The sequence below is a fragment of the Propionigenium maris DSM 9537 genome (genome assembly GCF_027925155.1).
Classification (GTDB): domain Bacteria; phylum Fusobacteriota; class Fusobacteriia; order Fusobacteriales; family Fusobacteriaceae; genus Propionigenium; species Propionigenium maris.
This window is the reverse complement of sequence record NZ_BSDY01000001.1, coordinates 200,151-226,382: the sequence shown is the minus strand read 5'-3', so window position 1 is coordinate 226,382 and position 26,232 is coordinate 200,151. Positions and strand designations below refer to the sequence as shown.

The 26,232-nt window shown below is 41.5% G+C and carries 34 protein-coding genes; 19 read left to right on the top strand and 15 right to left on the bottom strand.

Features of this window, described 5'->3' with window-relative positions; translation table 11 throughout:
- The first annotated feature begins 19 nt into the window (after positions 1–19).
- A complete protein-coding gene (locus tag QMG11_RS01140; RefSeq protein WP_281832636.1) occupies positions 20–397 on the top strand; it encodes a winged helix-turn-helix domain-containing protein in 378 nt (125 codons plus the stop codon).
- A 349-nt stretch (positions 398–746) separates the two neighbouring features.
- Positions 747–1,115 carry a MarR family transcriptional regulator gene (locus tag QMG11_RS01135; RefSeq protein ID WP_281832633.1) on the top strand — a complete coding sequence of 123 codons (369 nt, stop codon included), beginning with the start codon at positions 747–749 and terminating at the stop codon, positions 1,113–1,115.
- Positions 1,116–1,161: 46 nt separating this feature from the next.
- On the opposite strand, the gene QMG11_RS01130 is transcribed toward QMG11_RS01135, so the two are convergent.
- The 3 genes from QMG11_RS01130 to QMG11_RS01120 all read right to left on the bottom strand — a co-directional run bounded on the left by QMG11_RS01130 (position 1,162) and on the right by QMG11_RS01120 (position 2,597).
- Positions 1,162–1,320: a hypothetical protein gene (locus tag QMG11_RS01130; protein ID WP_281832630.1), complete on the bottom strand. Its 159-nt coding sequence runs from the start codon at positions 1,318–1,320 to the stop codon at positions 1,162–1,164.
- A 45-nt stretch (positions 1,321–1,365) separates the two neighbouring features.
- Positions 1,366–1,962 (bottom strand): cyclase family protein, encoded by a 597-nt coding sequence (locus QMG11_RS01125; protein WP_281832628.1) that lies wholly within the window; start codon positions 1,960–1,962, stop codon positions 1,366–1,368.
- Positions 1,963–2,141: 179 nt separating this feature from the next.
- Positions 2,142–2,597: a MarR family winged helix-turn-helix transcriptional regulator gene (locus QMG11_RS01120; RefSeq protein WP_281832625.1), complete on the bottom strand. Its 456-nt coding sequence runs from the start codon at positions 2,595–2,597 to the stop codon at positions 2,142–2,144.
- Positions 2,598–2,840: 243 nt separating this feature from the next.
- Between QMG11_RS01120 and QMG11_RS01115 the strand changes: the two genes are divergently transcribed.
- The gene (locus QMG11_RS01115; RefSeq protein ID WP_281832621.1) at positions 2,841–3,428 is read left to right on the top strand and encodes an FMN-dependent NADH-azoreductase; all 588 of its coding nucleotides are present in this window, start codon (positions 2,841–2,843) and stop codon (positions 3,426–3,428) included.
- Between the two features lie 15 nt (positions 3,429–3,443).
- Positions 3,444–4,052 carry a class I SAM-dependent methyltransferase gene (locus QMG11_RS01110; RefSeq protein WP_281832618.1) on the top strand — a complete coding sequence of 203 codons (609 nt, stop codon included), beginning with the start codon at positions 3,444–3,446 and terminating at the stop codon, positions 4,050–4,052.
- Positions 4,053–4,121: 69 nt separating this feature from the next.
- Here QMG11_RS01110 and QMG11_RS01105 read toward each other — a convergent pair whose 3' ends face one another.
- Complete coding sequence (locus QMG11_RS01105; RefSeq protein WP_281832615.1) at positions 4,122–4,697, bottom strand: LA_2272 family surface repeat-containing protein; 576 nt, start codon at positions 4,695–4,697, stop codon at positions 4,122–4,124.
- Between the two features lie 269 nt (positions 4,698–4,966).
- Here QMG11_RS01105 and QMG11_RS01100 point away from each other — a divergent pair, with 269 nt between their 5' ends.
- The 4 genes from QMG11_RS01100 (at position 4,967) to QMG11_RS01085 (ending at position 7,603) form a co-directional block, all read left to right on the top strand.
- Positions 4,967–5,356, top strand: coding sequence for a winged helix DNA-binding protein (locus QMG11_RS01100; protein ID WP_281832613.1), 390 nt, complete (start codon positions 4,967–4,969; stop codon positions 5,354–5,356).
- A 233-nt stretch (positions 5,357–5,589) separates the two neighbouring features.
- Positions 5,590–5,787, top strand: coding sequence for a cold shock domain-containing protein (locus tag QMG11_RS01095; protein ID WP_281832610.1), 198 nt, complete (start codon positions 5,590–5,592; stop codon positions 5,785–5,787).
- Positions 5,788–6,118: 331 nt separating this feature from the next.
- Complete coding sequence (locus QMG11_RS01090) at positions 6,119–6,316, top strand: cold shock domain-containing protein (protein WP_281832610.1); 198 nt, start codon at positions 6,119–6,121, stop codon at positions 6,314–6,316.
- 147 nt (positions 6,317–6,463) lie between these two features.
- On the top strand, positions 6,464–7,603 hold the full coding sequence (locus tag QMG11_RS01085) for an alpha/beta hydrolase (protein WP_281832607.1): 1,140 nt from the start codon (positions 6,464–6,466) through the stop codon (positions 7,601–7,603).
- 59 nt (positions 7,604–7,662) lie between these two features.
- On the opposite strand, the gene QMG11_RS01080 is transcribed toward QMG11_RS01085, so the two are convergent.
- Positions 7,663–8,433, bottom strand: coding sequence for an SDR family NAD(P)-dependent oxidoreductase (locus QMG11_RS01080; protein ID WP_281832605.1), 771 nt, complete (start codon positions 8,431–8,433; stop codon positions 7,663–7,665).
- A gap of 133 nt (positions 8,434–8,566) precedes the next feature.
- Here QMG11_RS01080 and QMG11_RS01075 point away from each other — a divergent pair, with 133 nt between their 5' ends.
- From QMG11_RS01075 to QMG11_RS01055, 5 genes are all read left to right on the top strand, one after another.
- Positions 8,567–9,007, top strand: coding sequence for a MarR family winged helix-turn-helix transcriptional regulator (locus tag QMG11_RS01075; RefSeq protein WP_281832602.1), 441 nt, complete (start codon positions 8,567–8,569; stop codon positions 9,005–9,007).
- On the top strand, positions 9,007–10,368 hold the full coding sequence (locus tag QMG11_RS01070) for an MATE family efflux transporter (protein ID WP_281832600.1): 1,362 nt from the start codon (positions 9,007–9,009) through the stop codon (positions 10,366–10,368). The genes QMG11_RS01075 and QMG11_RS01070 overlap by 1 nt, the downstream gene beginning before the upstream one ends.
- Positions 10,369–10,448: 80 nt before the next feature.
- On the top strand, positions 10,449–10,658 hold the full coding sequence (locus tag QMG11_RS01065) for a hypothetical protein (RefSeq protein WP_281832597.1): 210 nt from the start codon (positions 10,449–10,451) through the stop codon (positions 10,656–10,658).
- A 202-nt stretch (positions 10,659–10,860) separates the two neighbouring features.
- Positions 10,861–11,022: a hypothetical protein gene (locus QMG11_RS01060; protein ID WP_281832594.1), complete on the top strand. Its 162-nt coding sequence runs from the start codon at positions 10,861–10,863 to the stop codon at positions 11,020–11,022.
- A gap of 167 nt (positions 11,023–11,189) precedes the next feature.
- Positions 11,190–13,241: a glycogen debranching protein gene (locus QMG11_RS01055; RefSeq protein ID WP_281832592.1), complete on the top strand. Its 2,052-nt coding sequence runs from the start codon at positions 11,190–11,192 to the stop codon at positions 13,239–13,241.
- A gap of 47 nt (positions 13,242–13,288) precedes the next feature.
- On the opposite strand, the gene treZ is transcribed toward QMG11_RS01055, so the two are convergent.
- From treZ to QMG11_RS01035, 4 genes are read right to left on the bottom strand one after another with little or no spacing between them, the layout of a single operon-like run.
- Positions 13,289–15,016, bottom strand: a complete 1,728-nt coding sequence (gene treZ / locus QMG11_RS01050; protein ID WP_281832591.1) for a malto-oligosyltrehalose trehalohydrolase — start codon at positions 15,014–15,016, stop codon at positions 13,289–13,291.
- Between the two features lie 10 nt (positions 15,017–15,026).
- Positions 15,027–15,191, bottom strand: coding sequence for a hypothetical protein (locus QMG11_RS01045; RefSeq protein ID WP_281832590.1), 165 nt, complete (start codon positions 15,189–15,191; stop codon positions 15,027–15,029).
- Between the two features lie 12 nt (positions 15,192–15,203).
- Positions 15,204–16,019, bottom strand: coding sequence for an aldo/keto reductase (locus QMG11_RS01040; protein ID WP_281832584.1), 816 nt, complete (start codon positions 16,017–16,019; stop codon positions 15,204–15,206).
- On the bottom strand, positions 16,000–17,001 hold the full coding sequence (locus QMG11_RS01035) for a LacI family DNA-binding transcriptional regulator (RefSeq protein ID WP_281832577.1): 1,002 nt from the start codon (positions 16,999–17,001) through the stop codon (positions 16,000–16,002). The genes QMG11_RS01040 and QMG11_RS01035 overlap by 20 nt, the downstream gene beginning before the upstream one ends.
- A 209-nt stretch (positions 17,002–17,210) precedes the next feature.
- On the opposite strand from QMG11_RS01035, the gene QMG11_RS01030 reads away from it, so the two are divergent.
- A complete protein-coding gene (locus tag QMG11_RS01030; RefSeq protein WP_281832574.1) occupies positions 17,211–18,554 on the top strand; it encodes a TldD/PmbA family protein in 1,344 nt (447 codons plus the stop codon).
- Positions 18,555–18,707: 153 nt separating this feature from the next.
- On the opposite strand, the gene QMG11_RS01025 is transcribed toward QMG11_RS01030, so the two are convergent.
- Positions 18,708–19,343, bottom strand: coding sequence for a flavodoxin family protein (locus tag QMG11_RS01025; RefSeq protein ID WP_281832572.1), 636 nt, complete (start codon positions 19,341–19,343; stop codon positions 18,708–18,710).
- A 308-nt stretch (positions 19,344–19,651) separates the two neighbouring features.
- On the opposite strand from QMG11_RS01025, the gene QMG11_RS01020 reads away from it, so the two are divergent.
- Together QMG11_RS01020 and QMG11_RS20020 are read left to right on the top strand one after the other, a co-directional pair.
- The gene (locus QMG11_RS01020) at positions 19,652–19,993 is read left to right on the top strand and encodes a winged helix-turn-helix transcriptional regulator (RefSeq protein WP_281832569.1); all 342 of its coding nucleotides are present in this window, start codon (positions 19,652–19,654) and stop codon (positions 19,991–19,993) included.
- A 497-nt stretch (positions 19,994–20,490) separates the two neighbouring features.
- The gene (locus QMG11_RS20020; RefSeq protein ID WP_373877207.1) at positions 20,491–20,661 is read left to right on the top strand and encodes a putative quinol monooxygenase; all 171 of its coding nucleotides are present in this window, start codon (positions 20,491–20,493) and stop codon (positions 20,659–20,661) included.
- Between the two features lie 263 nt (positions 20,662–20,924).
- Here the strand turns inward: QMG11_RS20020 and QMG11_RS01015 are convergent, their stop codons facing one another.
- From QMG11_RS01015 to QMG11_RS01005, 4 genes are all read right to left on the bottom strand, one after another.
- Complete coding sequence (locus tag QMG11_RS01015; protein ID WP_281832568.1) at positions 20,925–21,335, bottom strand: MarR family transcriptional regulator; 411 nt, start codon at positions 21,333–21,335, stop codon at positions 20,925–20,927.
- A gap of 377 nt (positions 21,336–21,712) precedes the next feature.
- Positions 21,713–22,018: a CorA family divalent cation transporter gene (locus QMG11_RS20015; RefSeq protein ID WP_373877210.1), complete on the bottom strand. Its 306-nt coding sequence runs from the start codon at positions 22,016–22,018 to the stop codon at positions 21,713–21,715.
- Positions 22,019–22,196: 178 nt separating this feature from the next.
- Positions 22,197–22,625, bottom strand: a complete 429-nt coding sequence (locus QMG11_RS01010; RefSeq protein WP_281832566.1) for an Hsp20/alpha crystallin family protein — start codon at positions 22,623–22,625, stop codon at positions 22,197–22,199.
- Between the two features lie 30 nt (positions 22,626–22,655).
- Positions 22,656–22,850, bottom strand: a complete 195-nt coding sequence (locus QMG11_RS01005) for a hypothetical protein (RefSeq protein ID WP_281832565.1) — start codon at positions 22,848–22,850, stop codon at positions 22,656–22,658.
- Between the two features lie 214 nt (positions 22,851–23,064).
- Here QMG11_RS01005 and QMG11_RS01000 point away from each other — a divergent pair, with 214 nt between their 5' ends.
- Positions 23,065–24,075 carry a DUF3179 domain-containing protein gene (locus QMG11_RS01000; RefSeq protein WP_281832562.1) on the top strand — a complete coding sequence of 337 codons (1,011 nt, stop codon included), beginning with the start codon at positions 23,065–23,067 and terminating at the stop codon, positions 24,073–24,075.
- Positions 24,062–24,601, top strand: coding sequence for a hypothetical protein (locus QMG11_RS00995; protein WP_281832559.1), 540 nt, complete (start codon positions 24,062–24,064; stop codon positions 24,599–24,601). The genes QMG11_RS01000 and QMG11_RS00995 overlap by 14 nt, the downstream gene beginning before the upstream one ends.
- A 90-nt stretch (positions 24,602–24,691) precedes the next feature.
- Here QMG11_RS00995 and QMG11_RS00990 read toward each other — a convergent pair whose 3' ends face one another.
- The gene (locus QMG11_RS00990; protein WP_281832557.1) at positions 24,692–25,780 is read right to left on the bottom strand and encodes an omptin family outer membrane protease; all 1,089 of its coding nucleotides are present in this window, start codon (positions 25,778–25,780) and stop codon (positions 24,692–24,694) included.
- Between the two features lie 192 nt (positions 25,781–25,972).
- Here QMG11_RS00990 and QMG11_RS00985 point away from each other — a divergent pair, with 192 nt between their 5' ends.
- A complete protein-coding gene (locus QMG11_RS00985; RefSeq protein WP_281832555.1) occupies positions 25,973–26,110 on the top strand; it encodes a zinc ribbon-containing protein in 138 nt (45 codons plus the stop codon).
- The last annotated feature ends 122 nt before the right edge of the window (positions 26,111–26,232 follow it).

Sequence of the window (26,232 nt, the reverse complement as noted above, 5' to 3'; positions counted from 1 at the left end):
AAAATTCAGGAGGAAGTAAATGGAATTAATAATTAACTTTTATCAGCTTATAAATATATATAAGGAAGTGGTCGCTTCAGTTACTACTCAGAGTATCTCCTTAAATGAAGCACTTATTCTACACTCGGTACACAGGGGAAGAAGGACCCAGACCGATATTATCTCCCACCTTGAGAAGAACAGGTCTCAGATACACAGGCTTCTGGTTAAACTAGTTGAGAGGGGGCTCCTCAAAAAGAGTTCCGACTCATACTCCCTCACTCAAAAGGGAGTAAGAGTATGTCAGGAGGTGGAGGAAGCAACTCTTCACCTTCAGAGGATAGCAACTGAGAGGGAGATTCCTCTAAAGGACCTTAAAAGGGATGTTAAGCTATTGAAGGAGGCTCTAGTTTCATAGAAATTAAAGATAGAGGGAATTCCCTCTTTTTTTTATTCCCTTTTTACTTATTTCAATTTACTTTATCCACTATTCCTTCAAAATCAAAGCAAAATGTTCTCTTTAAAAGATAGCCCAACCTCATTCTTAAAAAAAATTAATCTTTTTCTAAAAAAATTTAAATCCATAAACTATAAAATATGTCCACAAATTTAATGACATTTTTCCCCTATTTTTTCTGCTTTTAAACTTTAATTTTTCTACCCCCATCTTAGACATTTTGTTCCCTTTAAAATACTAGCCTAACCTCTTTTTTTTATGATATACTAGTTTCCAGGGGTTGAAAACATTAAAAACAGGGAGGTAGTCAATGAATATGATATTACACCTTCAAAGGGTGGTTAGTAAGTATAAAGAAGTATTAAGCGGCTTAAAAGATATAAATCTGACATTCAATGAAGCCAGCATACTTTATTCTATAGATGAGGGAATAAATACAAAAAAAGCTATAATTACATATCTTCAGAAGGATAGGTCTCAGATCCACAGACAGCTTGCAAGGATGGTTAAAGATAATCTCATTGAGGTAAGGGGAGAGGAGTACCTCTTAACAAGCAAGGGTAGTCTCGCTTACTCCAAGGTACGCAGTTTAAATGTTAAATTTGACAAAAAAAATATGAAGGTACTTTCCGAGCACATAGTTAAACTGGATAACCTTCTCATGTCTATAAAAAACTAACTTTGATTAAAAGAGTGAATTAAAAAAGGAGCTAACGCTCCTTTTTTTAGTTCTCCTTACCTTTTTTTATCTCTTCCAGCTTTTTATCTATCTCCTCTATCTCCCTATGGATCTTCTCGGTCTCCTCTTCAGCTTCAAATTCCTCCAGGAGATCTGCAACCTCTATATGCTCTATCTCTTTTTCAGCCTTCCTGTCTCTCTTCATTCCAAGTCCCCCCTCAATATGGAGCTTTACCTGCTCATCGATCATCTAAAGGATAGCCGTTGCCCTTATGGGACACCCCTCTCCTTCAAACTTCAGCGGAAAGCAGGTAAAGGTAAACTCCTTGTCTATAAGCTCCTCAAGCCCCCTGAGGTTTTCCACAATTATCTTGTCCTCCTTCAGGAGAGCATGGTGCACCTCGAACTCCACAGATGTCACAGGGTCTACCGATATTACATCCATCCCGATTCCCTTTAGGTCTGAGTTGGCTATCTTCTCTATTGCTCTTTGAGACATTATGGGAAAATCTTTAAAATACTCATCGGTATTCCAGTATCTGTCCCACCCTGTATAAAAGAGCAGGTAATCTATTCCCTCAAGGTTTGTATCCTCTATCTCCTCTATCCTTACACACCTTGCTCTTCCGCAAAAATCTCCGACCTCATAATCTGAGAGACCCCTAGCACCTACTATCATATGCTTTGGAGTATCCAGGTGAGTACCTATATGGGTTGTAAATGTCAGGGACATCTCGTGGTATCCGTCCTTCTCCACAGAGAAAGCCTGCTCTATTACCGGCTGGGGAGCTCCAGGGTATACAACTATGTCATTTGTCAGTTCATGGGTTAAGTCTAAAACTTTCATTGAATGTACCTCCGTCTTCTAGTATCTCGGGAAATTATAGCAACTTTTCCAGACAAAGAGAACACCATCCTGTATATAAATTTATCATCTTTCTACTCACTTGGATGAATTTTTATAATCGTTTAATTTAAGTAGTTGATATATGGTAGCTGGTTCAATTCTATCTAAACTCTCTTAAACTACTTCTCCTCCAGCTCCTGTATCTTACTTAGGGTAAACCCGTTTAACCTCTCCAAAAAGTCTGCAATTACCTTCTGCTCCCCTTGGGTAAATGTAGAGAAAAAGGCTGTCTCCCTCATCCTTGCCTCCTCATGGATCCTCTCGTGTTTTAGGTAGATCTCCCTTCCAGGATCTGTCAGACGGAAGTGTACCTCCTTCCTGTTTCCCTGAATACTATGCTTTTCAATATAGCCCTTCCCGACCAGCTTACTTGTAAGCTTGGTTATACCACCCCTGGTCATCCTCATGGCTTTAGCTATCCCCGTTACATTGGGTACCTCCAGCCTCCCAATATAATCGAGGCAGTGAACTTCAGAGAGGGTAAGTTCCCCATAGTTTATCCTGTTACTCAGCTCATTGTACCTTTCAGTCTTTTCTATAAACTCCACTATCCTATTAAAGATTTGTTCTTCCATCTAATCACCTCATTTTATCTGAAAAAATTATACCACTATAAGCTCCTCCCTACAAGGCCGTTACCAGTACCCATTACTTTCCATTCCTTAAAGAAAATTCAGGAAGTTGCTCCCCCTCAATATTTCTCAATGAAGCAGGAAGCCCATAAAGATTTTAATACAATCATTTGATTATTACTCCCTTAAATATTATACTTAACTGACCGACAATATCTTTAACTATTCAAAAAAGGAGAAATTTTTATGAAACTACTGTGTATTATAAGTAATCCTAAACCTCTGGAAAAATCCTATGGAAGAAGGATGACAGAAGTTTTTCTGGATGAATATAGAAGAAACAACCCCAGCCACCAGGTAGATGTTATAGACCTCTATGCAAGCAACTATCCTGTATTGAACTATACCGAGATAGAGAGCGCAAGGGAGGGGAGTAAAGGGAGGATGGTAGAGGAGGCTGAAAAGTTTAAGAGTTACGATAAGTACCTTGTTATGGCCCCTATGTGGAACCTCTCCGTTCCCTCTATCTTAAAGTCCTATATCGATCACATTATAGTGAGCGGAGTCACCTTTAGATACACCAAGTATGGTATCCCAAAGGGGCTTCTCTCCAACAAAAAGGCCTTCTACATAGGTACAAGGGGAGGTGCCTATCCATTCCCGGCATCGGTTTTTGCCTTTGATCTGAAGTACATTAAGTTTGTTCTTAAGTTTATAGGGGTAAGAAACTTCAAGAGCTTCCTTCTTGAAAATATCGATAAAAATCCTGAAAAAACTGAGGACAGCTTTTCCAAGAAGTTGGAGAAGTTAAGGCTTCATGCAAGAAACTTCTAGTGGGAGGGGAAACCTATGAAGAGTAATAGAAGGTATAAGGAGGAGTCCAGATTATTCTTTAACAAAGTCTGCAATAAGAAACACGGCAACTCAGAGAAGCTGGACGCCTCAATTCTTGGAAGCTATCCTCCAGAGGCGGGAGAAAGAGTTATAGACCTGGGCTGCGGTGACGGACGGTTCTTGGAGAAACTGCGAAGGATAGATAGCTCCATCGATCTATATGGAGTGGATATCTCTGAAAAGATGATTGCAGCAGGAAAGGAAAGAAGGATTCCAGGGTGTACCCTGGAGGTAGGGGATGCTGAGAACCTTCCCTATGGGGACCAGATCATGGACCGAATCTACTGCCTCAACTCATTTCACCACTACCCAAACCCTCAGAGGGTAGCAGAGGAACTTAGGAGGGTATTAAAGCCCGGTGGAGTTCTCATAGTAGGGGAGGTATATGTCCTTCCAGGTCTCAGGGAGATCATCAACCTCCTCCTTCCCTATGGATGGACTGGAGACTACAGGATGTACTCGAAAAAATCTTTAAATAAGATCTTTAAAAATAATAACTTTATAAACCTTAACTTTAAAGTAATAGATCCCTTCCTCTTTACCTCTGTATATATGGTTAAGTAGCCAGTCATAGAATAAAGTAAGGGAGCACAGGGAAAGTTAATCTCCAGTGCTCCCTTATTAAGATCATTTCTATAGTCCAAAGTGAAAGTTCATTAGGGGCATTACCTTAAGGGTCTCATTGTTTCCAACATAGTTTGCCAGCCCTATCTGTACACCATTCATTACCTTGGCATGGTTGTACAACCCAATCATAAGACCGCTATGCTTTTCACTGTAGTTTACCAGACCTATCTGAACACCTCTTGTTTCTCCTCCCTTGTTTACGCCCCCAAGCTGAAGTCCCTCTGAACTCCCATTGATATTTACAAGACCTAGCTGCACTCCCCTCATATAACCATTAATATTGGCTCCTCCTATCTGAAATCCCTTGGCACTTCCCTCTACAACATTGTACCAGGCTCCAAGCTGAAGTCCCGTAAAGTCTCCCTTTATCTTAGATGCAAAGACGGAAAGGTCCACTCCCCTTACACTCTCATGTTCAGCATAAAACAAACCAAGTCTAAGACCACTTATATCCGATTCCTCTGAGTGTATCTGAAGCTTAGGTGCCCATATGGCTGCATCAAAGTAGTGGGTTTCCCTCTCCTCAGCAAAGGAAGTAAGGGCAAGTGCCATGACTCCAAGTAAGATAATAATTTTTTTCATTTAACTCCTCCTTTAAAAATGTTTTTTATAACCTTTAACCCTCCTCAATAAAGGGGAGTCTTTGGCTCTGGAGACACCAATCTACCACCTCTTCAATCCTCCGACAACTCCTCCCTCACAAAGTGCTTTATTTTTTACACAAAGTGGTGTATGATCCCCTAGATAGGTTAAATAAATAGTGGATATTTCAAAGTTTAGGTGACTTTGTCACTTACTTTGAGGGATTTTTTGTGGTTTAATAGTAGAAAATGGAAAGGGGGCTGGTTGTAGTGGAGATCTTTATCACCCTTACGAGTCTTTTAAATAAATATAAGGAGCTTCTCAAGGAGGCCAGCAGCAGCGACCTCTCCTTCAATGAGAGTCTTGTACTACAGGTTGTGGCAAAAAAAGATATGAGAAAGTGCGAGATCAGGGAGCATCTATACAAGGATAAATCTCAGATCCACAGAGTAATAGAGGGGATGGTCAGAAAAAGATTGCTAAAAAAATTAGGGAATAGGTATATCCTCACCCAGGATGGCTTAGAGGAGTATGAGAAGATATCTGCCATAAATACCTCAATAATGAAGAGCTTAAACTGTGGAACCGGTCCCTCACAGTCTACCATGCTTGAGCAGCTCATCCCTGTGGAGAGGTCTGTTTCAGACCTTATAAAATAACCCATAGTTAAATCAAGAATATGGTTAAAATATCAATTGTTGTTCACTAAAATCCAAAGTACAGATATTTTGTTTCAAAATAAAACTTGCAACTTTATATAACCTATGTTATTATATGGAGGTAGATTTAGAATAAGAAGATTTAATATTGGCTATGCTTCCTCGTGAGGGATAAGCAACAAAATTATGTTATTCTTTCTAACTCATGTAAAATTTTTATGGAGGTATAACTAATGAACGGTATCGTAAAATGGTTCAACGGAGAAAAAGGATTTGGATTCATCACATCTGAGGAAGGAAACGACGTATTCGTACACTTCTCACAGATCAACAAGCCTGGATTCAAGACTTTAGAAGAGGGAGAGGAAGTAACTTTCGAAATTACTGAAGGTGCAAAAGGTCCTCAAGCTTCTAACGTAACACCTAGATAGTTTATTTAGCTTCTGCCAATAGGTGGAAGCTTTTTTTATTCCCGGAGAAGTAGATCCTATATTTGGAAAAATACTCCCATAGATTTTAAAGAATAACGTCATTTTTATGAATTAGAAGGATATCTCTCATCATCCTCTTAAAATAACCTCAATAAAATTTCAAGTTTAAAATTAAACCTTGCATTTTTTTAAAACCTGTGATAGAATTCTCACATAGATTTATGATAAGAATAAGATTTAATATTTGGTTATGCTTTCTATAAGAAAAAGGTAACACAAAGTTTTATTTTTTCTTTCAAATTTATGTAAAAATTTTATGGAGGTATAACTAATGAACGGTATCGTAAAATGGTTCAACGGAGAAAAAGGATTTGGATTCATCACATCTGAGGAAGGAAACGACGTATTCGTACACTTCTCACAGATCAACAAGCCTGGATTCAAGACTTTAGAAGAGGGAGAGGAAGTAACTTTCGAAATTACTGAAGGTGCAAAAGGTCCTCAAGCTTCTAACGTAACACCTAGATAAGCTTGTAAAACCTGTCCATTGGACAGGTTTTTTTTATTTTTTGAATATAATTACCTTGATATTATCAACAACTTTTTTTTTAATCTCCTATAAAATTATTCCATACAAAAGCTTTACTATGGAATTAATTTTAAGGAGGATACATTTATGTTTAAGGACAGAGTATTTAAAAAACTTTTTATCTTGGCTCTTTCAATTGCTATACCTCTTGGAGTAGTTGCATCTGAACAGGATCCACTGAGAGTAGCAGAAAGGAAGCTGCCTCTTCCGGTACACGCTTCAGAAGCAGTAAGAGATACACTCAGGGCTGCACCTTCTCCAGGTATAGAAGCTATAAGGAATCACCCTATCCCTCAGATACCTGAGGAGTGGAAGGCCTTTGTGGCTGAGTTTGACAAACCTGGCATTCAGCAGGGGATAGAGCTTGCTGAGACTCTAAATGTGAAGTATGAAAGAGAGGTTGTAAACGGAGTAGATGTTTTCACTATAACACCATCTGAGATCGCCCCAAAATACAGAAACAACTTATTTGTTCATGTCCACGGAGGAGCCTGGTTATACGGAGGTGAGAAATCTGCTCTCCGGGAATCTGTAAGGATAGCCCACCATCTGAAGATGCCCGTTGTCTCAATCAACTACCGTAAAGCTCCCGACCATCCTGCACCTGCTGCAGTAAATGACGTGGTTGCTGTGTGGTCTCACCTCATCACAGAGAGGCCTGCCGATTCTATGATGATGGGAGGGTCCTCAGCAGGAGGTAACCTGACTACCGCTTCTGCCATGAGGATACGTGACCTGGGGCTGCCTATGCCGTCAGCTTTATTCATCGGTACCCCTGCTGCAGTGCTTACCAATACCCCAGATAGCCGTATGATAAATGAAGGGATAGATATGAATCTGGGCACCTGGGAAGGCCTCATCGAAGCTACAGCGGCTCAATACTTAGGTGATCAAAATCTTAAGGACCCATATGTTTCTCCCCTCTATGGAGAGTTCCATGGATTCCCTCCCTCTATGCTGGTAACAGGTACAAGGGACCTTCTCCTCAGCGACACAGTGCTCCTTCACAGGGCTATAAGAGATGCAGGGTCCACTGCTGATCTTCATGTATATGAGGGACACTCCCACGGATCTTACTGGATTCCAGGAGAAGACATGGATAACTTTTTTGGAGAACTGGACACCTTTGCTGAAACCCACTTAAATAACTACAGAAGATTCAGAAAAAGGGACCTGGCCTCCCCTGTAAAGGTCGACGAAATAATGATTCCCGAAAAAAATCTTTAATTAATAGGGACGCTCCAGAGGGAGCGTCCCTACTTTTAGATATTAACCTCTACTATTCTCTACATGCTCATTCTTTTAGCCATCTTATAGTAGACCCCTCTCGGAAGAAATTTCAGCAATAGATATAATATCTTATTACAGGTTCCCGGGATGCAGATCCCTCCTCCCCTCTCCATCTTCTTAAGGGATATCTCCACCACTTTATCTGCTTCCATCCACCTTACTAGTCCCCTGTTTTCAAAGGTTTTTTCCTCTATATCCATCTCCCTGTGAAAATCAGTTTTGGTGAATCCCGGACAAACCACCTGGACCCCTACTCCACTCTCCATAAGATCTATGTAAAGAGCTTCTGAAAATGTAACTATAAATGATTTACTTGCAGAGTAGAGGTGATTAAAGGAAGCTGGGGTAAAGGCTGCCAGGGAGGATACATTTATTATATTTCCCCTGCCAGAGGCCTTCATCTTCTTGGATACCATGTGGGTTATTCTGCACATGGCATCTATCTGTACATCCAGCATCTTTTTCTGACTCTCATAGGTGTCCTCTAAAAATACCTTCTTATTCCCAAATCCCACATTATTCACCAGAAACTCTATATCCATTACCTCTACCCTTTTAAGGAGCCTGTCCAACTCCTCCCTCTGGGTGAAGTCAGCCAGCACTACCTCTACCTCTACCTTAAACCTCTCCCTTATCTCTGATGCTTTCTTCTCTATGACCTCACGCCTTCTCCCAGTGATCACTATATTGTATCCCCTACTGGCAAGCTCCTTGGCATAGGCCGCCCCTATGCCGCTGGTTCCCCCAGTTATAAGTGCATACTTCATCTCTTCCTCCTGATTCTTTTTCTATATCTTAACATATACCCTTCCATCTTATTAAGCTTTTCTGAATTAGTTGACTTGCTAACTAAATTATGTTAAAATTAGTTAGCAAGTCAACTAATTTAGGAGGTTGAATATGAAGAAACCAATAGGTAAAGAGATAAATGAGTTAGCCAGAGATATAAGAAAGTTTTTATCCTCTCACCTGGACAAGTACTCACTAGGGGATGGACAGTTTGGTATACTCTATGAGCTTCTCCACAACGAGGGGGTATCCCAGGATGAGCTCAGAAAAAGAAGAAATGTGGATAAGGCAACTATAGCCAAAGCCGTTAAGAAGCTCATCGACCACGGCTACCTCTATAAGGAGAGGGATGCCAATGATAAGAGAGCCTTCTGCCTCTATACTACCCCCAAGGGAAGGGAACTTAAACCTGAGATAGAAAGGATAATAGGAATGGAGCAGGAGCTCCTCCTAAGGGGATCCACCCCTGAGGAGATGGAGGTCTTCAAGAGAGTCATGAGAAGGATGACCAGGAATATAGAGGATTATTTTGAGGAAGGGAGGTCATCATAGTGGGAGCATTAAAAAGACTTGAAAGCGAAAGAATATCAAGACTCCTCTGGGAGTTTTCCATCCCGGCCATAATAGGAAGCCTGGTATTTGCCCTCTATAATATAGTGGACAGGATGTTTATAGGTAAAGGGATAGGAGCCTATGCCATGACGGGGCTCAGCATCACCTTCCCCATCTTTACCCTCTATATTGCCATAGGAATGCTCATAGGCCAGGGGGGAGGAAGTATTGTCTCCATAAGGCTTGGAGAGGGAAGAAGGAATATGGCAGAGAGAGCCCTGGGAAATACCGTTACCCTCTTTACAATATCCAGCATCCTGCTTATGATCCTGGGAAGAATATTTTTAGATGATCTTCTAATACTCTTTGGAGCAACGGAAAACACTCTTACCTATGCAAGGGATTATATGAGTGTCATAAATTCCCTGGTATTTTTCAACTTCATGGCCATGGGAATGAATAACCTCATAAGGTCCGAGGGAAACTCAAAAATAGCCATGGTATATATGGTCTCTGGAGCTTTAATCAATATAGTTCTTGATCCCATACTTATCTTTTCACTTGATATTGGAATCAGGGGAGCTGCTCTGGCCACTGCCTTTGCCAATGTGGTCACTGCCCTTGCCATCTTATACCACTTTACCCGAAGCAGGAGGAGCCATATCAAGCTGAGAGCTAAAAATCTCATTCTGGATAGAAAAACTGTGAGGGAGATCGTTGCAATAGGAGTTTCTCCCTTCTCCCTTCAGGTTACTACGAGCCTTGCTGCGGTGATGTGTAACAAGACCCTCCTTACATACGGGGGAGATATGGCTGTGGGAGCTATGGGAATCATAAACAGTATCTATATGTTCCTCTCTATGACCATCTCAGGTATAAGGGCAGGGAGTCAGCCTATTATTGGATACAACTATGGGGCCAAGAGGTATGACAGGGTTACAGAGACCCTCAAACTCTCAATATGTGGGGCTGTAGCCTTGGGAGTTCTTCTTACCCTGGGAGTATTTATCAATGCAGAGTTCTTTATCAACCTCTTCAACGATGGAAACAGGGAGATCCTAGATATCGGTTCTAGGGGAATAAAGATCTATCTGGCACTGGCTTCACTGAATGCCTTCTATATCATCGGGGCAAACTACTTCCAGTCCATAGAGGAGGCTATGAAATCTGTGGTATTAAACCTTCTGAGACAGGTGGGAATCTTTATCCCTCTTCTACTCATCCTTCCAAGGTACTTTGGAATAGACGGAGTATGGTATATCTTTCCCGTGAGTGATCTCTTTATCTTCCTGGTAACGGGCTACTTTCTGAGGACACACCTGAAGGAGATAGGGGGAAGGAAGGTTCTTCCAGTAACATAGGTTAAAATCCCCTTCCATTAAGCTATTTTTAATCTCAATGGACTATTATTTAGTTAGGTCGGTTTAAGGGAGGGGTTGATATGATGAAGGAAGAAACTCGTAAACACTATCTTTTAAAGGAAAAGTTTATCTTAGGTGATAAGTGGATGGATCATCACGGAATTATCTGGACTATCGACGATATTACAGAGGATTATGTTATATTAGAGGGAGAGGTAGAGGAGAAACATATCCTTAAAAAAATTGACCTGACAAACTATAATGACTTCTTGAACTATAAGTTGTGTTAAGTGTTGGCACTTGGGATGTTCAGAGGAATAATTTGTTTAATTAATTATTTTGATAGCTATGATTAAAATAATATATTTTATCTCTACCCTTCTTTTTGTCTACTCTAGTTTCACTTTGTAAAGTTTAACAATAAATAAAGCTTTTGTTTTCCTTTAACTTGTTGTAGAATGCCCGTGGAACAAATGAAAGGAGAATGAAAAAATGGCTTTATATTCAAGAATAGCGATGCTTCTCGTTGTAAACCTGATCCTAGGAATGGGATTATTTGGTGTTATCTGCGAGAAGAGGAATAACTATATACCAGTTGCCTGCTTCTCAGCTCTACTTACACTACTTATAGTTACAACTAATCCAATAGTTTAAAGATAAAACCACCCTATGGGTGGTTTTTATCTTTTCTGGATCCCAGCTTCTGTATCTCCAATAAACTCCCTTAAGTTTCTTTTAAGGAAAAAATGTCACCTGACATTATCTATTTGCTCTAAAACCTGCTATACTTCCAACAATAAACTGCTTTTCAGGAGGTATTTATGGAAAAATATAAGATCCTGCCAGGACTTTACTATAAGGGAGCTCTTGTGATGGAACAGGGGGTAAACTTCAGTATCTTCTCGAGGAATGCTGAGAGGGTAACCCTTGAGATCTATAGGGAAGCTCTTGACACCGAGCCTCATTTTTCCTATGAGCTTGACCCTGCACTAAACAGGACAGGGGATACCTGGCATGTATATGTTGGAGGTATTTCCGAGGGTTACTACTATGGGTGGAGGGTAGGAGGACCCTTTGACCTTGAAAGGGGACACAGATACGACCATACCAAACTTCTTCTGGATCCCTATGCCAAAGCTGTCACCCCAAAGGTTCAGGGACATGAGAGGAAGGGAATTATTGTAGATTCCAGAAAGTTTAATTTTTCAAAGCATAAGAAACCTGAAACCGACTACAGGGATAGTATTATCTACGAGATGCATATAAAACTCTTTACCATGAATAAGAACTCTGGAGTCTCCTATCCTGGAAGCTATATCGGGGTTATCGAGAAGATAAACCACCTGAAGAATCTGGGAGTTACAGCAGTGGAGCTTCTTCCAGTTTTTGAGTTTGATGAGGACAGTATCCTTGGGAGCAATCCCATTACAGGGGAGAAGTTAAAAAATGTATGGGGCTATAATCCCATAGCATTCTATGCTCCTACCTCAAACTACCTCTCAAACAAGGACAAGGTGACTGGAGCTCTTGTGGGGGATCATGTGCTGGAGTTCAGCAAGCTGGTCACGGCATTTCATGATGCAGGTATAGAGGTTATCCTGGATGTTGTATTCAACCACACTGGAGAAGGCAATGAGATGGGACCTACCATCTCCCTAAAGGGATTGGATAACTCTATCTACTATATGCTGGAACCCTACAACAAGATGTATTACTCCAACTATTCGGGAACGGGAAATACCCTGAACTGCTCCCACCCTGTAGTTAAGGAGTATATCCTGGACTGCCTGAGATACTGGTATGGGCAGATGCATGTGGATGGTTTCAGGTTTGACCTTGCTTCCATCTTAGGAAGGGGGGAGGACGGTCAGTGGCTGGGAAACCTCTCCATCCTAAATGATATCTCTAAAGATTCCGTTCTCTCCAAGGCAAAACTCATCGCCGAGGGATGGGACGCTGCTGGAGGATACTTTCTGGGGGAGTTTCCAGAGGGGTGGGCTGAATGGAATGGAAAGTTCAGAGATACTGTGAGAAAGTTTATAAAGGGGGACCCAGGGATAACCAGCGACCTTGCCACAAGAATAGTAGGTAGTCCCGACCTCTTTGCCAATGACGGAAGGAGACCCTACTACAGTATCAACTTTATCACCGCCCACGATGGCTTCACTATGTGGGACCTGGTTTCATACAATGAAAAGAATAACCACATCAACGGGGAACACAATAGGGATGGAGATGACCACAACAACTCCTGGAACCATGGTGTCGAGGGGGAAACGGAAGATCCTCATATTATAAGCCTGAGAAAAAAACAGATAAAAAATATGATGGTTATCCTTATGGTTTCCCAGGGGACTCCCATGATCCTCATGGGGGACGAGATGGGAAAGACCCAGCAGGGTAACAACAACGCCTACTGTCAGGACAATGAACTCAACTGGCTAGACTGGGAGAGGTTTAAAGAATTTGAGGATATCTACCTCTTTACCAAGAGAATGATAGGATTTAGAAAGGAAAATGCCTCCCTAAGGAGAAAGCACTTCTTTACTGCCACCGATACCAATGGAAACGGTTTGTCGGATATCAGCTGGCACGGAACTGTACCCTACAGCCCCGACTGGTCCCATGAATCCAGGGTCCTGGCCTTCATGGTTGATGAGGGTAAAGAAAAACAAAGTTCTCAGATCTATGTAGCATTTAACTCCCACTATGAGGGTCTGGATTTTGAACTTCCGAATATCCATGGAAAGAGATGGTTTAGAGTAGTGGATACTGGAGATTCCCAGGAGGACTTCCTGGAAATACCTCGCCCGATAGATGGAGGATATTACAGGGTAAAGGCAAGAAGTTCTATTGTGCTCATAGCAAAGTAAAAGATGGAGCCCTTAGGCTCCATCTTTTCTTTAAGTTTTTCCTTTAACTACCTCTCATATATCTGGGCACAAAAAGCTCCTAACTGCCCCTCTACCCTCTCTACTTCCGAGGTTAGGATAAGTCCCTTCATCCCCTCTACCCTCTGAGGCTTACTTGAAAAATTAAGAAGGGTTATGGTATGGGGAGACTCTATCCTGATTATTTCCCTTGCAGGATCTGAGGTAACCTTTACCTTACTCCTATCCACCGGTCCAACCCTGCCGCTTTTTTTCAGGGATATGAGTTTCCTATAGTATTCCAGTATCTCTTGGTTTTTGTTTTCCACCAGGGTCTCCCAACGAAGCTTGGAATCATTAAAGGTATCGATATCATGGGGATCTCTGGGCTCCTCCCCTCTAAAGGAGTACTCCCTCTTTCTTCCCTCTCTGGCGCCATCTATGATCTTTTTGTCGCTGAAATCCTCAAAGAAGAGGAAGGGAGCCTCCTCCCCATACTCCTCCCCCATAAATAGCATTGGAATATAGGGGCTTACCATAACAGCGGTAACCCCAAGAAGAGCCTTTTCCCTTCCATAGGTGGACATCATCCTGTCCCCGTGAAGCCTGTTTCCCACCTGGTCATGATCCTGTATGTGAACCACATGCTCATAACCCTTTGTTCCTGTGCCATCTGTTCCCATAAAATACTTACAGTACTTATCAAACTTCGACCCGTCCAACACAAATCCCTCTCTCATTGCCTTTACAACATCATCCAGCTTCCCAAAATTTATGTAGTGACGTCCCTTCTCTCCAGTTAACCTCGAATAGAGAGCATGGTGGAGATCGTCGTTCCACTGGGAGTGATAGTTAAATCCCTCCTCAGATGTGACATTTCTGTCATTTCTAAGGTGTTCAGCTATCATTATGATCTCCCTTTCCTCCCTCTCTGCAATCGTCCCTGCGAGATCTGTTATCTCCCTCAAAATATGCCTGGGCATATTGTCGAAGGTCAGAGACACAGCATCCATTCTGAATCCGTCCAAGCCTACCTCCTCCAGCCAGTAACGGGTATTTTCCAAGAAATAGTCCCTGATCCCATGATTGTAGGCTCCGTCAAAGTTTATGGCTGCTCCCCAGGGCGTCGGAGCATCCTTTGTATAGGGAGCATAGACCCCACTGTAGTTCCCCTCAGGGCCAAAGTGGTTGTATACCACATCAAGTATCACTCCTATCCCCAGCCTGTGTGCCTCCTCTATAAACTCTTTGAGATCCTCATAGGTTCCATAGGAGTTCTGGAGAGCAAAGGGATAGGTCCCATCATATCCCCAGTTCCTTTTCCCTGGAAAGGCGTTTATGGGCATCAGTTCAATTACATTTATTCCCAGTTCTCCCAGGTAGGAGAGCTTTTTCACTGCCCCTCTGAGGTTCCCCTCTGGGGTAAAGGTCCCCAGGTGAAGCTCATAGATTATTGCCTCCTCTATCTTTACTCCCCTCCATCCAGGGGAATCCACACCTTCAACCTCCACCACCATAGAGGGGCCATGAACCCCCTCTGGCTGATATTTGGAAGCAGGATCTGGATATGCCCTTCCATTTATCTCGACCTTATACAGGGTTCCCGGTAACAACCTCCTGCACTGTCCCTGCCAGTAACCCAGCTCATCCTTGGTTAACTTCACCCTTTCCTCTATAGATCCGTCCTCCTTGTAGAGGACTGCCTCTAATTTTCTTCTCTGTGGTGCAAATACTCTGAATCTTGAAATATCCCCCTCATAGTAGTGACCCAGCTTCATCCCTCTCCTCCTATAGACCGTACTCTTTTCTTATCTCCTCTACTCTCTCATAGAGGTGTGGAGGTATCTCCCTGTTGGCTGCCACTATATTTGCCCTTACCTCCTCTACACTCTGCATACTGGAGATAATAGATGTTGCTCCCCTGTCCAGAAGATAGTTTATAGCCACCTCCAAAAGGGTGTACCCCTACTCCATTGCTATTTTCTCTATCTCTTCGGCTGCCCTGTAGTACTTCTCCTCTCCCAGGACAGGATTGGTCCTTCTCACATCTCCCTCTGTTAACCTGTCAATATTATCTGCTCCTGCTCCAGCAAGGATACCCTGCATAAGTGGAGAGTAGAGAAGAAAGATCATCCCCCTTTCCCCAGTATAGGGAAGGATCTCCTCCTCGCTCCTGTACCCCAGACCGATATTGTGATATGAACTGGCATTGGGCTCCAGCATATTGTAGAGTCCCTGAAAGGAGGTTATCTCGCATAACTCTTCTGCCCTCTTGAGATCCTCCAAGGAGTAGTTGGATACTCCTATATACCTTGCCTTTCCAGAGGCCTTTATCTCAGCTAAGGTCTCAAAGGTTTCTTTTATATCATAGGCTGGGTTTGGCCAGTGTACCTGAAGGAGGTCTACATACTCCGTTTCCAGTCTCCCAAGGATCTCATCTATCTCCTTCAGCAGACTTTCCCTGCTGAGGTTGTTCTCTACCCTCCCCTCTTCATCCCAGATAAGACCGCACTTAGTGGCAATAAAAATATCCTCTCTATCATACCCACCAATAGCCTTTCCCACTATCCTTTCACTGTGTCCCAATCCATATACAGGGGCTGTGTCTATAAGGTTTATCCCCATATCCAATGCTTCCCTCAATACCCTTACAGACTCATCGTCGGTAGTCCCCGTCCATCCCTTGGGATCAAATGCCCAGGTACCTATTCCCATGGCAGAGATCTCAAGATCTCCCGTTCTTCCTGTTTTTCTGTATTTTTTATTTCTGATCTTTTCCATTTCTTCCCCCTATTGAATCTCTGACTATAAGCTCACCTGTTATTACTCTGTCCCCTGCACCCTTACCCTCTATAAGGTCCGTTACTCCCTGAAGAAGGGCCCTGGATATCTCCAGGGTATCCTGGGATACAGTGGTCAGGGACGGAGATGCAACCCTACCTGCCATGAGGTTGTCAAAACCGCTTACACTTACATCCCCTGGAACTTCTATACCTGCACCCTGAAGCTCCTTTATTACTCCCAGGGCTGCCATGTCTGCTGAACACACCACAGCATCTATACTCCTCCCCGATCTTATATCTTCCACTATCTCCCTTCCCATGGCAAGGCCGTCCTCATAGGAGAACCCTCCCCTGTAAACCCTTTCAGTCTTTGGAGATATGGACTCCAGGTAGGCGTCATATCTCTCATGGGATACCTGGGAACTATCACACCATCCGGCAAATGAAATTTCTTTATGACCTTTCTCCTTAAGGAGTTTCACCACTTCCTCTATACCACCTCTGTTATCTGTGGTTACACAGCACTTCCCCTCTACCCTCTGGTCCAATATCCCCATGGGTAGCTCCGCCCTTTTCAATTCATCCAGATTTTTATCTTCCAAAGTGAGCCCCAGTATAATGAGGCCATCCACCCTGCTTCTCCTTGCCATCTCCATGTAACTCTCTCCACCTGCTGGTGTCATAAGAAGAACATCGTAGCCCTTTACTGCTGCCTCCCTACTTATCTCCCCCAGGATCTTTATGAAGATACTTCCATCTATTTCAAGGGTCTCTGTGTGGAGGATAAGTAGACCTATGAGGTTCTTCCTTCTGGCTGATAGTCTTCTGGCTATGGGGTTTGGAGTGTATCCCAACTTATCGGCCACCTCCCTTACCCTTGCCTTGGTCCCCTCACTTACATCCTTCTTATTATTTAGTGCTTTAGAAGCTGTAGAAACAGAAACTCCAGCTTCCTTAGCTATCTCCCTGATACTTGCCATACTCCTCCCCTCATATCTTTAAATCAGACCTAATCTATATTTAATAGTTTCATAAATCTCAAGCCTCAACGAAACCGTTTTCGATAAGATGATATCTGATTTTTTTATCTCTGTCAAGGGAGTAGATCAACCAGATAGGATGTTGTAATGTCCCCTAAATTTTGTTATTCTATACCCAGGATAATAAACTACTAGATGGAGGTAGACCTATGAATGTTAAGGAATTTATCGATGAACTTTTTAAAGAATTAGATAGAAGAAATTTAGAGGAGTATGAGATATACTATATGTCCTCTGGAAAGAGCACCGTAAAGGTATTTAAGGGAGAGGTGGACAGCTACTCGGATTCCACCACAAGGGGGATCTCTCTCAGAGTAAAGAGGGACAATAAGATGGGATACTCCTACAGCGAATCCCTTACTGAAAGAGATATAGATTATATTATAGAAGAGGCTCTGAACAATGCTCAGATCATTGAAAATAATGAAGTGGAGCCTATGCATAACGGAGAAGGAGAGTATGTAGTAGTAGAGGACTACAACCCTACCCTCTCAGATCTCAGTGTAGAGGAGAGGGTTGAGTTTCTCTCTACCATGGAAAAAACTGCCATGGAGAAGGATCCCCGTATCACCAGCGTCAACTACTGTATGTTTGGTATGGGAGAATCTGAAAGGGTAATTAAAAACTCCAAGGGGATGGACCTTTCCGACAGAGGAAACTCTGCCTACACCTATCTCTCTGTGGTTGCCAAGGAGGGGGATCTTGTAAAGACTGGAGCAGCTTTCAAGGTGGGGAATGACTTTGGCGAGTTTGATCCTGTAGCTCTGGCTGAGGAAGCTGTGGAAAAGGCAATAAAGAAGCTGGACACAATTTCCGGTGTAGAGGGGGAGCTCCCTGTTATCATCAGAAATGAAGCCTTTGGGGATATGCTGGGAGCCTTCAGCGGTGTCTTCTCTGCTGAAAGCGTTCAGAAGGGTATCTCAAAGTTAAAGGGACAGCTTGGAGAGGTTATTGCCAGCTCTGCAGTTACCCTTGTGGATGATCCCCACCTGGAAAAGGGACTTGGAAGCACAGGCTTCGACTCCGAGGGATTCCCCACTAAATACAAGGAGATTATAGCTAAGGGAAGACTTGAAAGTTACCTCTATAACCTCAAGACTGCAAAGATCGACGGGGTAGAGTCTACCGGTAATGCCTCCAAGGGAAGCTATAAGGGGACTATAGGTATATCCCCTTCAAACTTCTATATCCTGGAGGGAGAGCGTTCCCCTGAGGAGATCTCTGGTGAGATTCAAAAAGGTGTCTATATCGATTCCTTTGCAGGGCTCCACTCTGGTATCAACCCTATCTCAGGGGACTTCTCCCTTGCTGCTGAAGGGTTTGCCATAGTTGAGGGTAAGAAGACAAAGGCCCTCAAACAGATTACCGTAGCCGGGAACTACTTCCAGCTCCTTAAGGATATAGTTGAGGTTGCAAGCGACCTTTCCTTTGGATTATCCTCTATTGGATCTCCATCTATATCTGTAAAGAGTCTTTCCATAGCAGCTGACTAAAAACAGCGTGACGCTGCATCCTGATAATCAAATGGAACACTAATTATTTCAAGCAATTTTTTATAAATTTTATACTTTATCTTAACAGCCAAAAGACAGGAGAATAAATATCTTCCTGTCTTTTTTTATATCTTGTAAACATTTAAATCTTAATTATCTTATAAAATGAGTAAATACCTTGTCTTCTCTTTCTGGTTCCTCTACCTTCCCCCTTCCATTTTCAACAAGCTTTAATACCCACGCCATATTCTTCCCTAAAACTCTCATTATCTGCTGACCCTCTAAGTCTCCCTCTGTATCTCCAGGCATTGTTCCGTGGATAACATTCCAATAATTTGATGTAGGCATTATCATCTCCGAATAATTTATATAGTTGTTTAGCTGTTCAAAGGTCGGTAATCCTCCTGAACGCCTTACTGCTACTACTGAGGCCCCAACTTTATGTCTAAACAGTGACCCATTTACACCTGCCACATAGAAAGCTCTGTCTAGAAATGCCTTCATTGTAGCTCCTAAGGCAGAATAATGTACTGGAGACCCTAGTATTATTCCATCTGCATCCTTAATTTTTTGAATCCATGTATTTACATAATCATCCTTTAAAATGCACTTTTCATCTTTATTTCTCACACAACCATTACAGGCTATACAGCCTCTTAGTTCTTTATTTCCAACATGTACTACCTCTACCTCTATACCTTCCTTCTCCAATTGCTCAGCCACTAACTTTAAAGCTGCCCCTGTATTTCCATTTGCCTTTGGACTTCCGTTAAACGCTACTACCTTCATAAAAAATCCTCCTTTTTCTCTGATAAAGGTGTGAACTCTCAAATACACTCCTATAATCCTTCTACAGAAAATCCTATCCTGTAGATTTGCAGAACTTGTCATTAACTTTTCAAGTTCAATGTGAGTTTATTGTATAGAAACGAGGAATTTTTCACAAGTAGGCACTTTTAAGTAAGTTTACTTACCTAAAGGTAGGATTTTAAATAATTCAAGGGGTAGAAGAAAATAGAAAAATAACATTTATTTTTTCACAAAAGAATTATATAATAATTCAAAGAGTTTTATCATTATCGTTAAAGGAGTTACCTATGCTTGAATATAAAGGTAAAAATTTTGTCTGTCACCTTGACCTGGGAATAGAGGTTCTCAAGGGCAAGTGGAAGGGATTAATACTATTTCACCTCACAGAGGAACCGGTACGTTTTTTGGAGCTACAAAGAAGGATAAAAGGGATTTCACAAAAAGTTCTCAATGAACAGCTCAAAGCATTGGAACGTGAGGGCTTGGTCAATAAGAAAATTTATCCGGAAGTCCCTCCAAGAGTAGAATACTTCCTCACTAAAAAAGGAGCTGATATCATGCCGGCATTAAAGATAATAGCAGAGTGGACTCAAAAATATATGGGGAGCGAGATATCTTATAGTGATTAATAAAAAGCAACGTGACGTTACATCCTAATAATCAGTTGGAATACTAATTACTTCATGAAAATTTTTAACAAATTCTATACTTTCCTTAATAATAAAAAAAGCAGCTAAAATTATTATAATGGCTGCTTTTTTATTTTAAACTCTAAAATAATGTTTTGTAATAAATTAGATATTTTATAGGGGGATCTCCTATGAGGTGAAAGCTCTTGAAGGCTACTTTATAATAAAAATAATACTTCATCTCTCCTCTCTCTTCCAAGAGCTCTGCATTTCCTACCTTTAAGTAAATCTACTTACCTCAAAGTACGTATTTGCCATGCTAAGGAAAGGCCCTGTATTATTAAGTTGAACAACTAAAAATATAAAAGAAGATAGTAAATTATGATTAAAGTTACAGCTAGATGCTTCATAAAAAAGGAGTTTATCGGAGAGTTTAAGGACTATACAGCTAAATTAATAGATGAAACTAAAAAGGAGGAGGTTGCTTAGAATATAACTTGTATCAAGATACTACCGATAAAACTGTTTTTTCCTTTATAGAGGAGTGGAAGGACATGGAGTCTCTTAAGAACCATATGAAATCAAGTCATTACAGGGAAGTATTCCCTAAACTGGAAAAGCTCTATCTAAGGGAAATGGAAGTTAATTTTTATACTTTAGTAGAGTAGTTTTAATTTGATAGAGTATCTAATAAGTTAGAGATTAAAAGCTGGAGGATAACCTCCAGCTTTTTTATTCCCTTCTTTCACTTTATAGCCTCTACTTTCAGTAGATCTATTATACCTCTTAAGTACCATAGATCTCCTTATCATTAACTGCATCCAAGATCAATTCTAGATAAGCCCCTCCTCCTTCAGGTACTCTGTCCCTAAGCATTTTTTCTGTAATGAAGTTAGGTGTAAAGGAAAATAATTGGTTACCTCCTAATTCTTTACTCATCATTAAAAAGATGTTTTCGCATCCTCCTATCCAGTTCAACTAGCAATTCCTTTACCTCTTCAAACCTCTTTAATTCATCCTCCTCGAAAACTGTCTCCCTTAGGTGGTCTCTATCCAGATACAGCTGGGAAACAGACTCCCTTCCCACCTCAGTGAGAAGATACTTATTTCCCCTATCTTCCTTGGATTTAGTGGCAAGTCCCTTCTCAATCATTGAATTCAGGGTCCGCACTATAAGACCCTTGTCAAACAGGGTCTCCTGGTGGATAGTTCCTACATAGTGCTTTTTATCGTAGAGAGCCAGTAAAATAATAAATTCATTGTAGGTCATATCCACCTCACCCACTTTACAGAGTTCCTTTATACTTATCATTAAACGGTGTGTTGCCATAAGGGCCTTCATCTATCCCCTCCTTTATGAAAAATAAATTTCCCAAAATATCTCCATAGTGTTTTAACCTGCTAGAATAAAAACATTAATCTATAATAGTAAATTTTATTGATAATATCAATACCTTCTTTCATCAAAGTTAGTAAAATTACCTCATAAAAAACAGGAGGTATGTCGGATGAAAATTTTATTAGAGCTGGAAAAAAGAATGGATGATTTCAGAAAAAAAACACTTTAGTAGCGGGGAATTTCTTTTACTCTTCTATCTTGGGGTATCTATAGTGGTTCTTCTTCTCTGTATTCCCTATAGATTGTACTACTAAAGGAATCTGGTAATCCTCTAAATTTTAATTCTCTTAACCCCTACACCACCCCTGTGGAGAGCTCTCCTAGATCCACCTTTTAAACTTAAATATTAGAATTTCCCCTATAATTAAGATTACTAGGAACACGCATACTGTTAAAAATGCCACGGGATTCCCCTCTCCTGGAATCCCCCCTACATTTATTCCCAGAAGATCCGTAATAAACCCCAGAGGAGGAAAGATAGTGGCAACAATAGATAGAAGAAACATGGTCCGGTTGAGCTGCTCGTTATAGATGCTATTAATCTCCTCGTGGGTTATGGCAGCTCTCTCCCTGGCTGAATCTATCTCATCTAAGTAACGGACATATTTTTCAGAGAGCTCTCCTATCTTATAGAGCTTCTCTCATCACCTATCTCCAAAATCAAAAGTATTTACAGACTCTTTTTTATTAAATCCCCTACCTATTTTATATAAAATAAATCTTGCCTTTCCTTTGCTCTTTGACTCTAAAAGAAGACCTCATAGAAGTCTCCCTTTAACTTTTTATTTAAATAGTAAATCATCTCTACTTGATCTCTATATCTATGATCTCATCCTCTGATGCAGAAACCCACGATTTAGGTATGGAGATGGTCAGGATACCGTCCCTGTACTCACTTAAGATCTTATCTATCTCCACATCCTCTGGGAGGTTCAGGCTTCTGCTGAAGGACCTTCTCTGAAACTCTTTTCTGTGATAGTTTTTCTCATTATACTCCCTGCTCTCATCATCATAGGAGATAGTTAGAACATTCCCCTTTCTCCTTATCTTTATATCTTCCTTTTTTATTCCAGGAGTAGAGACCTCCACCACATAGCTGTCGCTTCCCTCCCATATATTAACTGGAGGGGTTAATCTCCTATGAAAGAAGCTGTCCGTCAGAAAATCATCTTCTAAAAAGTCTCTTAAAAATCCCGGGTTAAAGATATCATACTTCTTTATTCGATTTGCCATAACTACCTCCTTATCCTGCAGTTCCATTCTCTACTTGCCCATCTTCTCCTTTTCCAGTTCCTCCTCTACACCTCTCAGGAGCTCCTGTATCTGATCCAGCCTCCTGTCAAGCTCTGCTCCCTTGATAATATTTCTTATGAGCTCCTCCTGCTCCTTCTCATGCTCCTCATAGAGCTCCGATATCCTTTTTATCCGTTCATTGATCTCCAACAGCTTCTTCTTCATCTTTCCTCCTAAGTTTATCTAAACATTCCATAGTAAGAGCCATACTCTCACCTAATTCTTAGATGCTCCTCCACCATATCCTCTTTTTTAAGGGGATTACACCGCTTTCCCCTGAAAGGATCTAATTTTCAAATAAAGGAGCTCCCTTCTTTAAAGCAGCTTTAATTTTTTTGAAGTATTACTATAAATAGTTTATTTAAAGGAGTTGATTAAATTGATTAAAATTTTTCTCTACCTTCTTCTCTCAGGTATACTCCTCTCCCATACTCTGGAAGAGATAGAAGATAATATATTTAGCGGAAGAGTCCCGAAAGACGGAATTCCCCCCATCGAGTCTCCAGTTTATCTGGATATTGAGGAAGGGAATGGATACATGTCAGGTAACGATATTGTTTTCATCCTGGAGTCCTCCACCCCAAAGATTATCCCGCAAAAAATTCTCGTATGGCATGAGATTATAAATGATAAGATGGAGAGGAGAAACATAGCCATCACCTACTGCCCCCTTACCTCCTCAGTTGTAGGCTACTACCCGTCCAACAACAATACCCTGGGAGTTTCTGGGAAGCTTGTGAACAGCAACCTAGTTATCTATGACAGAGAAACAGAGAGTTTATGGCCACAGGTAATAGGAAAGGCTGTTCAGGGCGAGAGAAAGGGAGACACTCTAGAACACTTTCCATTGGTATGGAGCACCTGGGAGAGAGCTGTGAAGAAGTATCCCTATGGTAAAGTGCTCTCCAGGGACACTGGTTCCATCAGGAACTATGAGAGGGATCCCTACGGAGATTACTTCAGCCAAGACAGCTACTACAATACTGGAGGAGCATTCTTCCCACTAATGTCCTCAGACGATACCCTCCCACCTAAAGCTATGGTTAGAGGCTTAATCGGAGAGAAGAGTACAGCAGCTGTCCCCTGGGAATTAATTAAAAAGAAAGGGATCATTAACATCACCCACGGGGATATCAGGGCCGTTGTATTTTATGACCCTGAGCTGGATACAGTGAGAGCATTCTCAAGAAAGTTCAGAGGAGAGGAGCTGGAGTTCTACATGGAGGATGGCAAGATAAGGGATAGAGGAATCAACAGGGTATGGAACCTTAGAGGGGAATCTGGAGTCCACTCCCTTACTCCCCACAAGGGGATGGATGCCTTCTGGTTTGCATGGCATGCCTTCTACCCTGAATCAAAGGTTGTAGGTGATATAGATGAAGATAGATAAAATATTTAAGGAGAAATCAGCAGTTAGGTGGGGATCCCTTGCAGGATTTCTCTATCTCCTCTTCTACCTTTACAGCACAGGGGACCTTACCCTGGGTAATCCCTTTGGTAGGTTTAATACCGTTATCCTGAGAGGCTGGAGAGTACAACTCTTTAAGACTAAAGCTCCCTTTATCTGGGAGGGAATAGGTGCCTTCTCCACGGGAGACTTTTATTTTATAGTTTCTCCCATGAATATTGCTCTGGGGCTTATCCTCGGGATCCTTGTGGCTCTAAATGTAGCAATTGCTATCTATGGTAAAAAGTATCCTGCCAGCTGTCCTCTGAGAAAAAATAGGGGACTTCTGGGAGTCTTTACAGGTCTTTTGGGAGGTTTTGTCTGCTGTGTTCCCACCTTTATAATCATCCTTGGTCCCGCCTTTAGCACCCTTACTGTATTTTTTATAAGGGTAAGGATTTTTCTGATCCCCCTTACCCTTGTTCTCCTCACATGGGGAGCTCTCTGGGGACTGAAAAGAACAGAGTAAAATTCTTCTCCCCTAAACATCTCCCTGAGACAACTCATTGGTCTCCCCGATATCCGAAGAAAAGAAAAAGAAGTCTTTCGACTTCTTTTTTTAAAATGAGTACTTTACACTAGCTGTAACCATGTAGGACATGTGGGACATTCCCCCCCACCCTTCATATGTATCATCTCTATATTCATATTCATAATCTTTTCTACTGTCATCCTCTTCCTTATTGTACTTTTGGAAGTCTGCTGAAAGCCCTCCTGAAAGGCTCTCTGTAAACTGGTAGTCCACTCCCAGACCAAAGGAAAGATAGAACATATCATCAACTTCATCCTTCATGCTTCTCTTTTCTCCGCCCTCTGAGTATTTTGTATCCCCTTTGCTGCTTCCTCTAAAGTCATCGTTTAAAGTATACTTACCTGCCGGACTGTAGTGCGTGTCTGTTGCCTCTCCCCAAGCCCACAGACTGGCCCTTACATAGGACCTTATAGTCCACTTGTTTTTATTGTAATCAAAATTCAAACCTATATAAGGGGCATAGAGCTCCTGCTTATATGATACTGCTTTTCCATATTGTTCCACATCCTGGACCCTCTTACCGTCCTCATAAGGGAATCCATCCAGTTTATCAGCTCCAATATCGTTATAACTATATACTCCACTTCCGTTATAAGCATTCCATCTGAACTTGTCGTGCCTGAATCCCACAACTCCAGACAGGGCATAGTTTTCTTTTGATAGTAGCAGAATATCTACATTAACATCCAACATCATCCCCTCTTCCAGATCTGTGCTGTGATCAGACTTATCCGTCCATGAATTATCATCACCTGTACGCCAGTCGTAGTTACTCATATCCCCACTTCCCTTATTGGCATTGATCCATCCTCCAAAGTTCAGGGATACCCTTCTGCTAAGTCCTATTGAGGTTTCTGCTCCCACTATAAAAACATTCTTCAGATCCCAGGTAAGTTTACTTTCCTTTTGGTCACTTCCAAAGTAGTTACTGTAAGCATACTCCTCTGATTCTCCGTTTAGCAGCCCTGTTGAAATGGAAAAGCTCACCGGATACTTGCTGTCCACACTACTCTCAAATACTCTGTCTGCGTTCACAGACATGGCACTGGCCTGCAGGGACATACCAATAAATACCCCGGCCACTCCCAAAATTTTCGCCCTTTTTCTCTCCCTCATTGCTTCACTCTCCCGTAATTCTAATGTTGTTTCAATTGCAGCCCTTTCATTATAGTTTCATTTGTTCCATATATCAAGATATTAACCGCAAAAACTTGCAAAAGTCCATATATTTTTCAAAAAATTTTCTCTTTCCTTTAAAATGAAAAGGATATATACTAGTATCAAAAAGACAGTGAAGGAGGTTATGCTATGCCAAGTTTTGGAGATGTCCCGGGAAAGGGAAGGTACAGATGTGTAATCTGTGATTTTGAATTTGAGATTAAGGATGGTGAGGAACTGGAATTATGTCCCCTGTGTGAGGGAGCTACCTTCGAAAAAGTTGATTAATAAAAAGCAACGTGACGTTGCATCCTGATAATCAATTAAGACACTGTTCACTTCATGTAAATTTTTTGAAAGTTCTATACTTTCCTTACCAAATAAAAAGGAGACCTTTATTTAGGTCTCCT

Bases quoted from the DNA above. Each gene is read 5' to 3' on its own strand.
- QMG11_RS01140 (WP_281832636.1), top strand. From the start codon at position 20: ATGGAATTAATAATTAACTTTTATCAGCTTATAAATATATATAAGGAA.
- QMG11_RS01135 (WP_281832633.1), top strand. From the start codon at position 747: ATGAATATGATATTACACCTTCAAAGGGTGGTTAGTAAGTATAAAGAA.
- QMG11_RS01130 (WP_281832630.1), bottom strand. From the start codon at position 1,320: ATGAAGAGAGACAGGAAGGCTGAAAAAGAGATAGAGCATATAGAGGTT.
- QMG11_RS01125 (WP_281832628.1), bottom strand. From the start codon at position 1,962: ATGAAAGTTTTAGACTTAACCCATGAACTGACAAATGACATAGTTGTA.
- QMG11_RS01120 (WP_281832625.1), bottom strand. From the start codon at position 2,597: ATGGAAGAACAAATCTTTAATAGGATAGTGGAGTTTATAGAAAAGACT.
- QMG11_RS01115 (WP_281832621.1), top strand. From the start codon at position 2,841: ATGAAACTACTGTGTATTATAAGTAATCCTAAACCTCTGGAAAAATCC.
- QMG11_RS01110 (WP_281832618.1), top strand. From the start codon at position 3,444: ATGAAGAGTAATAGAAGGTATAAGGAGGAGTCCAGATTATTCTTTAAC.
- QMG11_RS01105 (WP_281832615.1), bottom strand. From the start codon at position 4,697: ATGAAAAAAATTATTATCTTACTTGGAGTCATGGCACTTGCCCTTACT.
- QMG11_RS01095 (WP_281832610.1), top strand. From the start codon at position 5,590: ATGAACGGTATCGTAAAATGGTTCAACGGAGAAAAAGGATTTGGATTC.
- QMG11_RS01090 (WP_281832610.1), top strand. From the start codon at position 6,119: ATGAACGGTATCGTAAAATGGTTCAACGGAGAAAAAGGATTTGGATTC.
- QMG11_RS01085 (WP_281832607.1), top strand. From the start codon at position 6,464: ATGTTTAAGGACAGAGTATTTAAAAAACTTTTTATCTTGGCTCTTTCA.
- QMG11_RS01080 (WP_281832605.1), bottom strand. From the start codon at position 8,433: ATGAAGTATGCACTTATAACTGGGGGAACCAGCGGCATAGGGGCGGCC.
- QMG11_RS01075 (WP_281832602.1), top strand. From the start codon at position 8,567: ATGAAGAAACCAATAGGTAAAGAGATAAATGAGTTAGCCAGAGATATA.
- QMG11_RS01065 (WP_281832597.1), top strand. From the start codon at position 10,449: ATGATGAAGGAAGAAACTCGTAAACACTATCTTTTAAAGGAAAAGTTT.
- QMG11_RS01060 (WP_281832594.1), top strand. From the start codon at position 10,861: ATGGCTTTATATTCAAGAATAGCGATGCTTCTCGTTGTAAACCTGATC.
- QMG11_RS01055 (WP_281832592.1), top strand. From the start codon at position 11,190: ATGGAAAAATATAAGATCCTGCCAGGACTTTACTATAAGGGAGCTCTT.
- treZ (WP_281832591.1), bottom strand. From the start codon at position 15,016: ATGAAGCTGGGTCACTACTATGAGGGGGATATTTCAAGATTCAGAGTA.
- QMG11_RS01040 (WP_281832584.1), bottom strand. From the start codon at position 16,019: ATGGAAAAGATCAGAAATAAAAAATACAGAAAAACAGGAAGAACGGGA.
- QMG11_RS01035 (WP_281832577.1), bottom strand. From the start codon at position 17,001: ATGGCAAGTATCAGGGAGATAGCTAAGGAAGCTGGAGTTTCTGTTTCT.
- QMG11_RS01030 (WP_281832574.1), top strand. From the start codon at position 17,211: ATGAATGTTAAGGAATTTATCGATGAACTTTTTAAAGAATTAGATAGA.
- QMG11_RS01025 (WP_281832572.1), bottom strand. From the start codon at position 19,343: ATGAAGGTAGTAGCGTTTAACGGAAGTCCAAAGGCAAATGGAAATACA.
- QMG11_RS01020 (WP_281832569.1), top strand. From the start codon at position 19,652: ATGCTTGAATATAAAGGTAAAAATTTTGTCTGTCACCTTGACCTGGGA.
- QMG11_RS01015 (WP_281832568.1), bottom strand. From the start codon at position 21,335: ATGAAGGCCCTTATGGCAACACACCGTTTAATGATAAGTATAAAGGAA.
- QMG11_RS01010 (WP_281832566.1), bottom strand. From the start codon at position 22,625: ATGGCAAATCGAATAAAGAAGTATGATATCTTTAACCCGGGATTTTTA.
- QMG11_RS01005 (WP_281832565.1), bottom strand. From the start codon at position 22,850: ATGAAGAAGAAGCTGTTGGAGATCAATGAACGGATAAAAAGGATATCG.
- QMG11_RS00995 (WP_281832559.1), top strand. From the start codon at position 24,062: ATGAAGATAGATAAAATATTTAAGGAGAAATCAGCAGTTAGGTGGGGA.
- QMG11_RS00990 (WP_281832557.1), bottom strand. From the start codon at position 25,780: ATGAGGGAGAGAAAAAGGGCGAAAATTTTGGGAGTGGCCGGGGTATTT.
- QMG11_RS00985 (WP_281832555.1), top strand. From the start codon at position 25,973: ATGCCAAGTTTTGGAGATGTCCCGGGAAAGGGAAGGTACAGATGTGTA.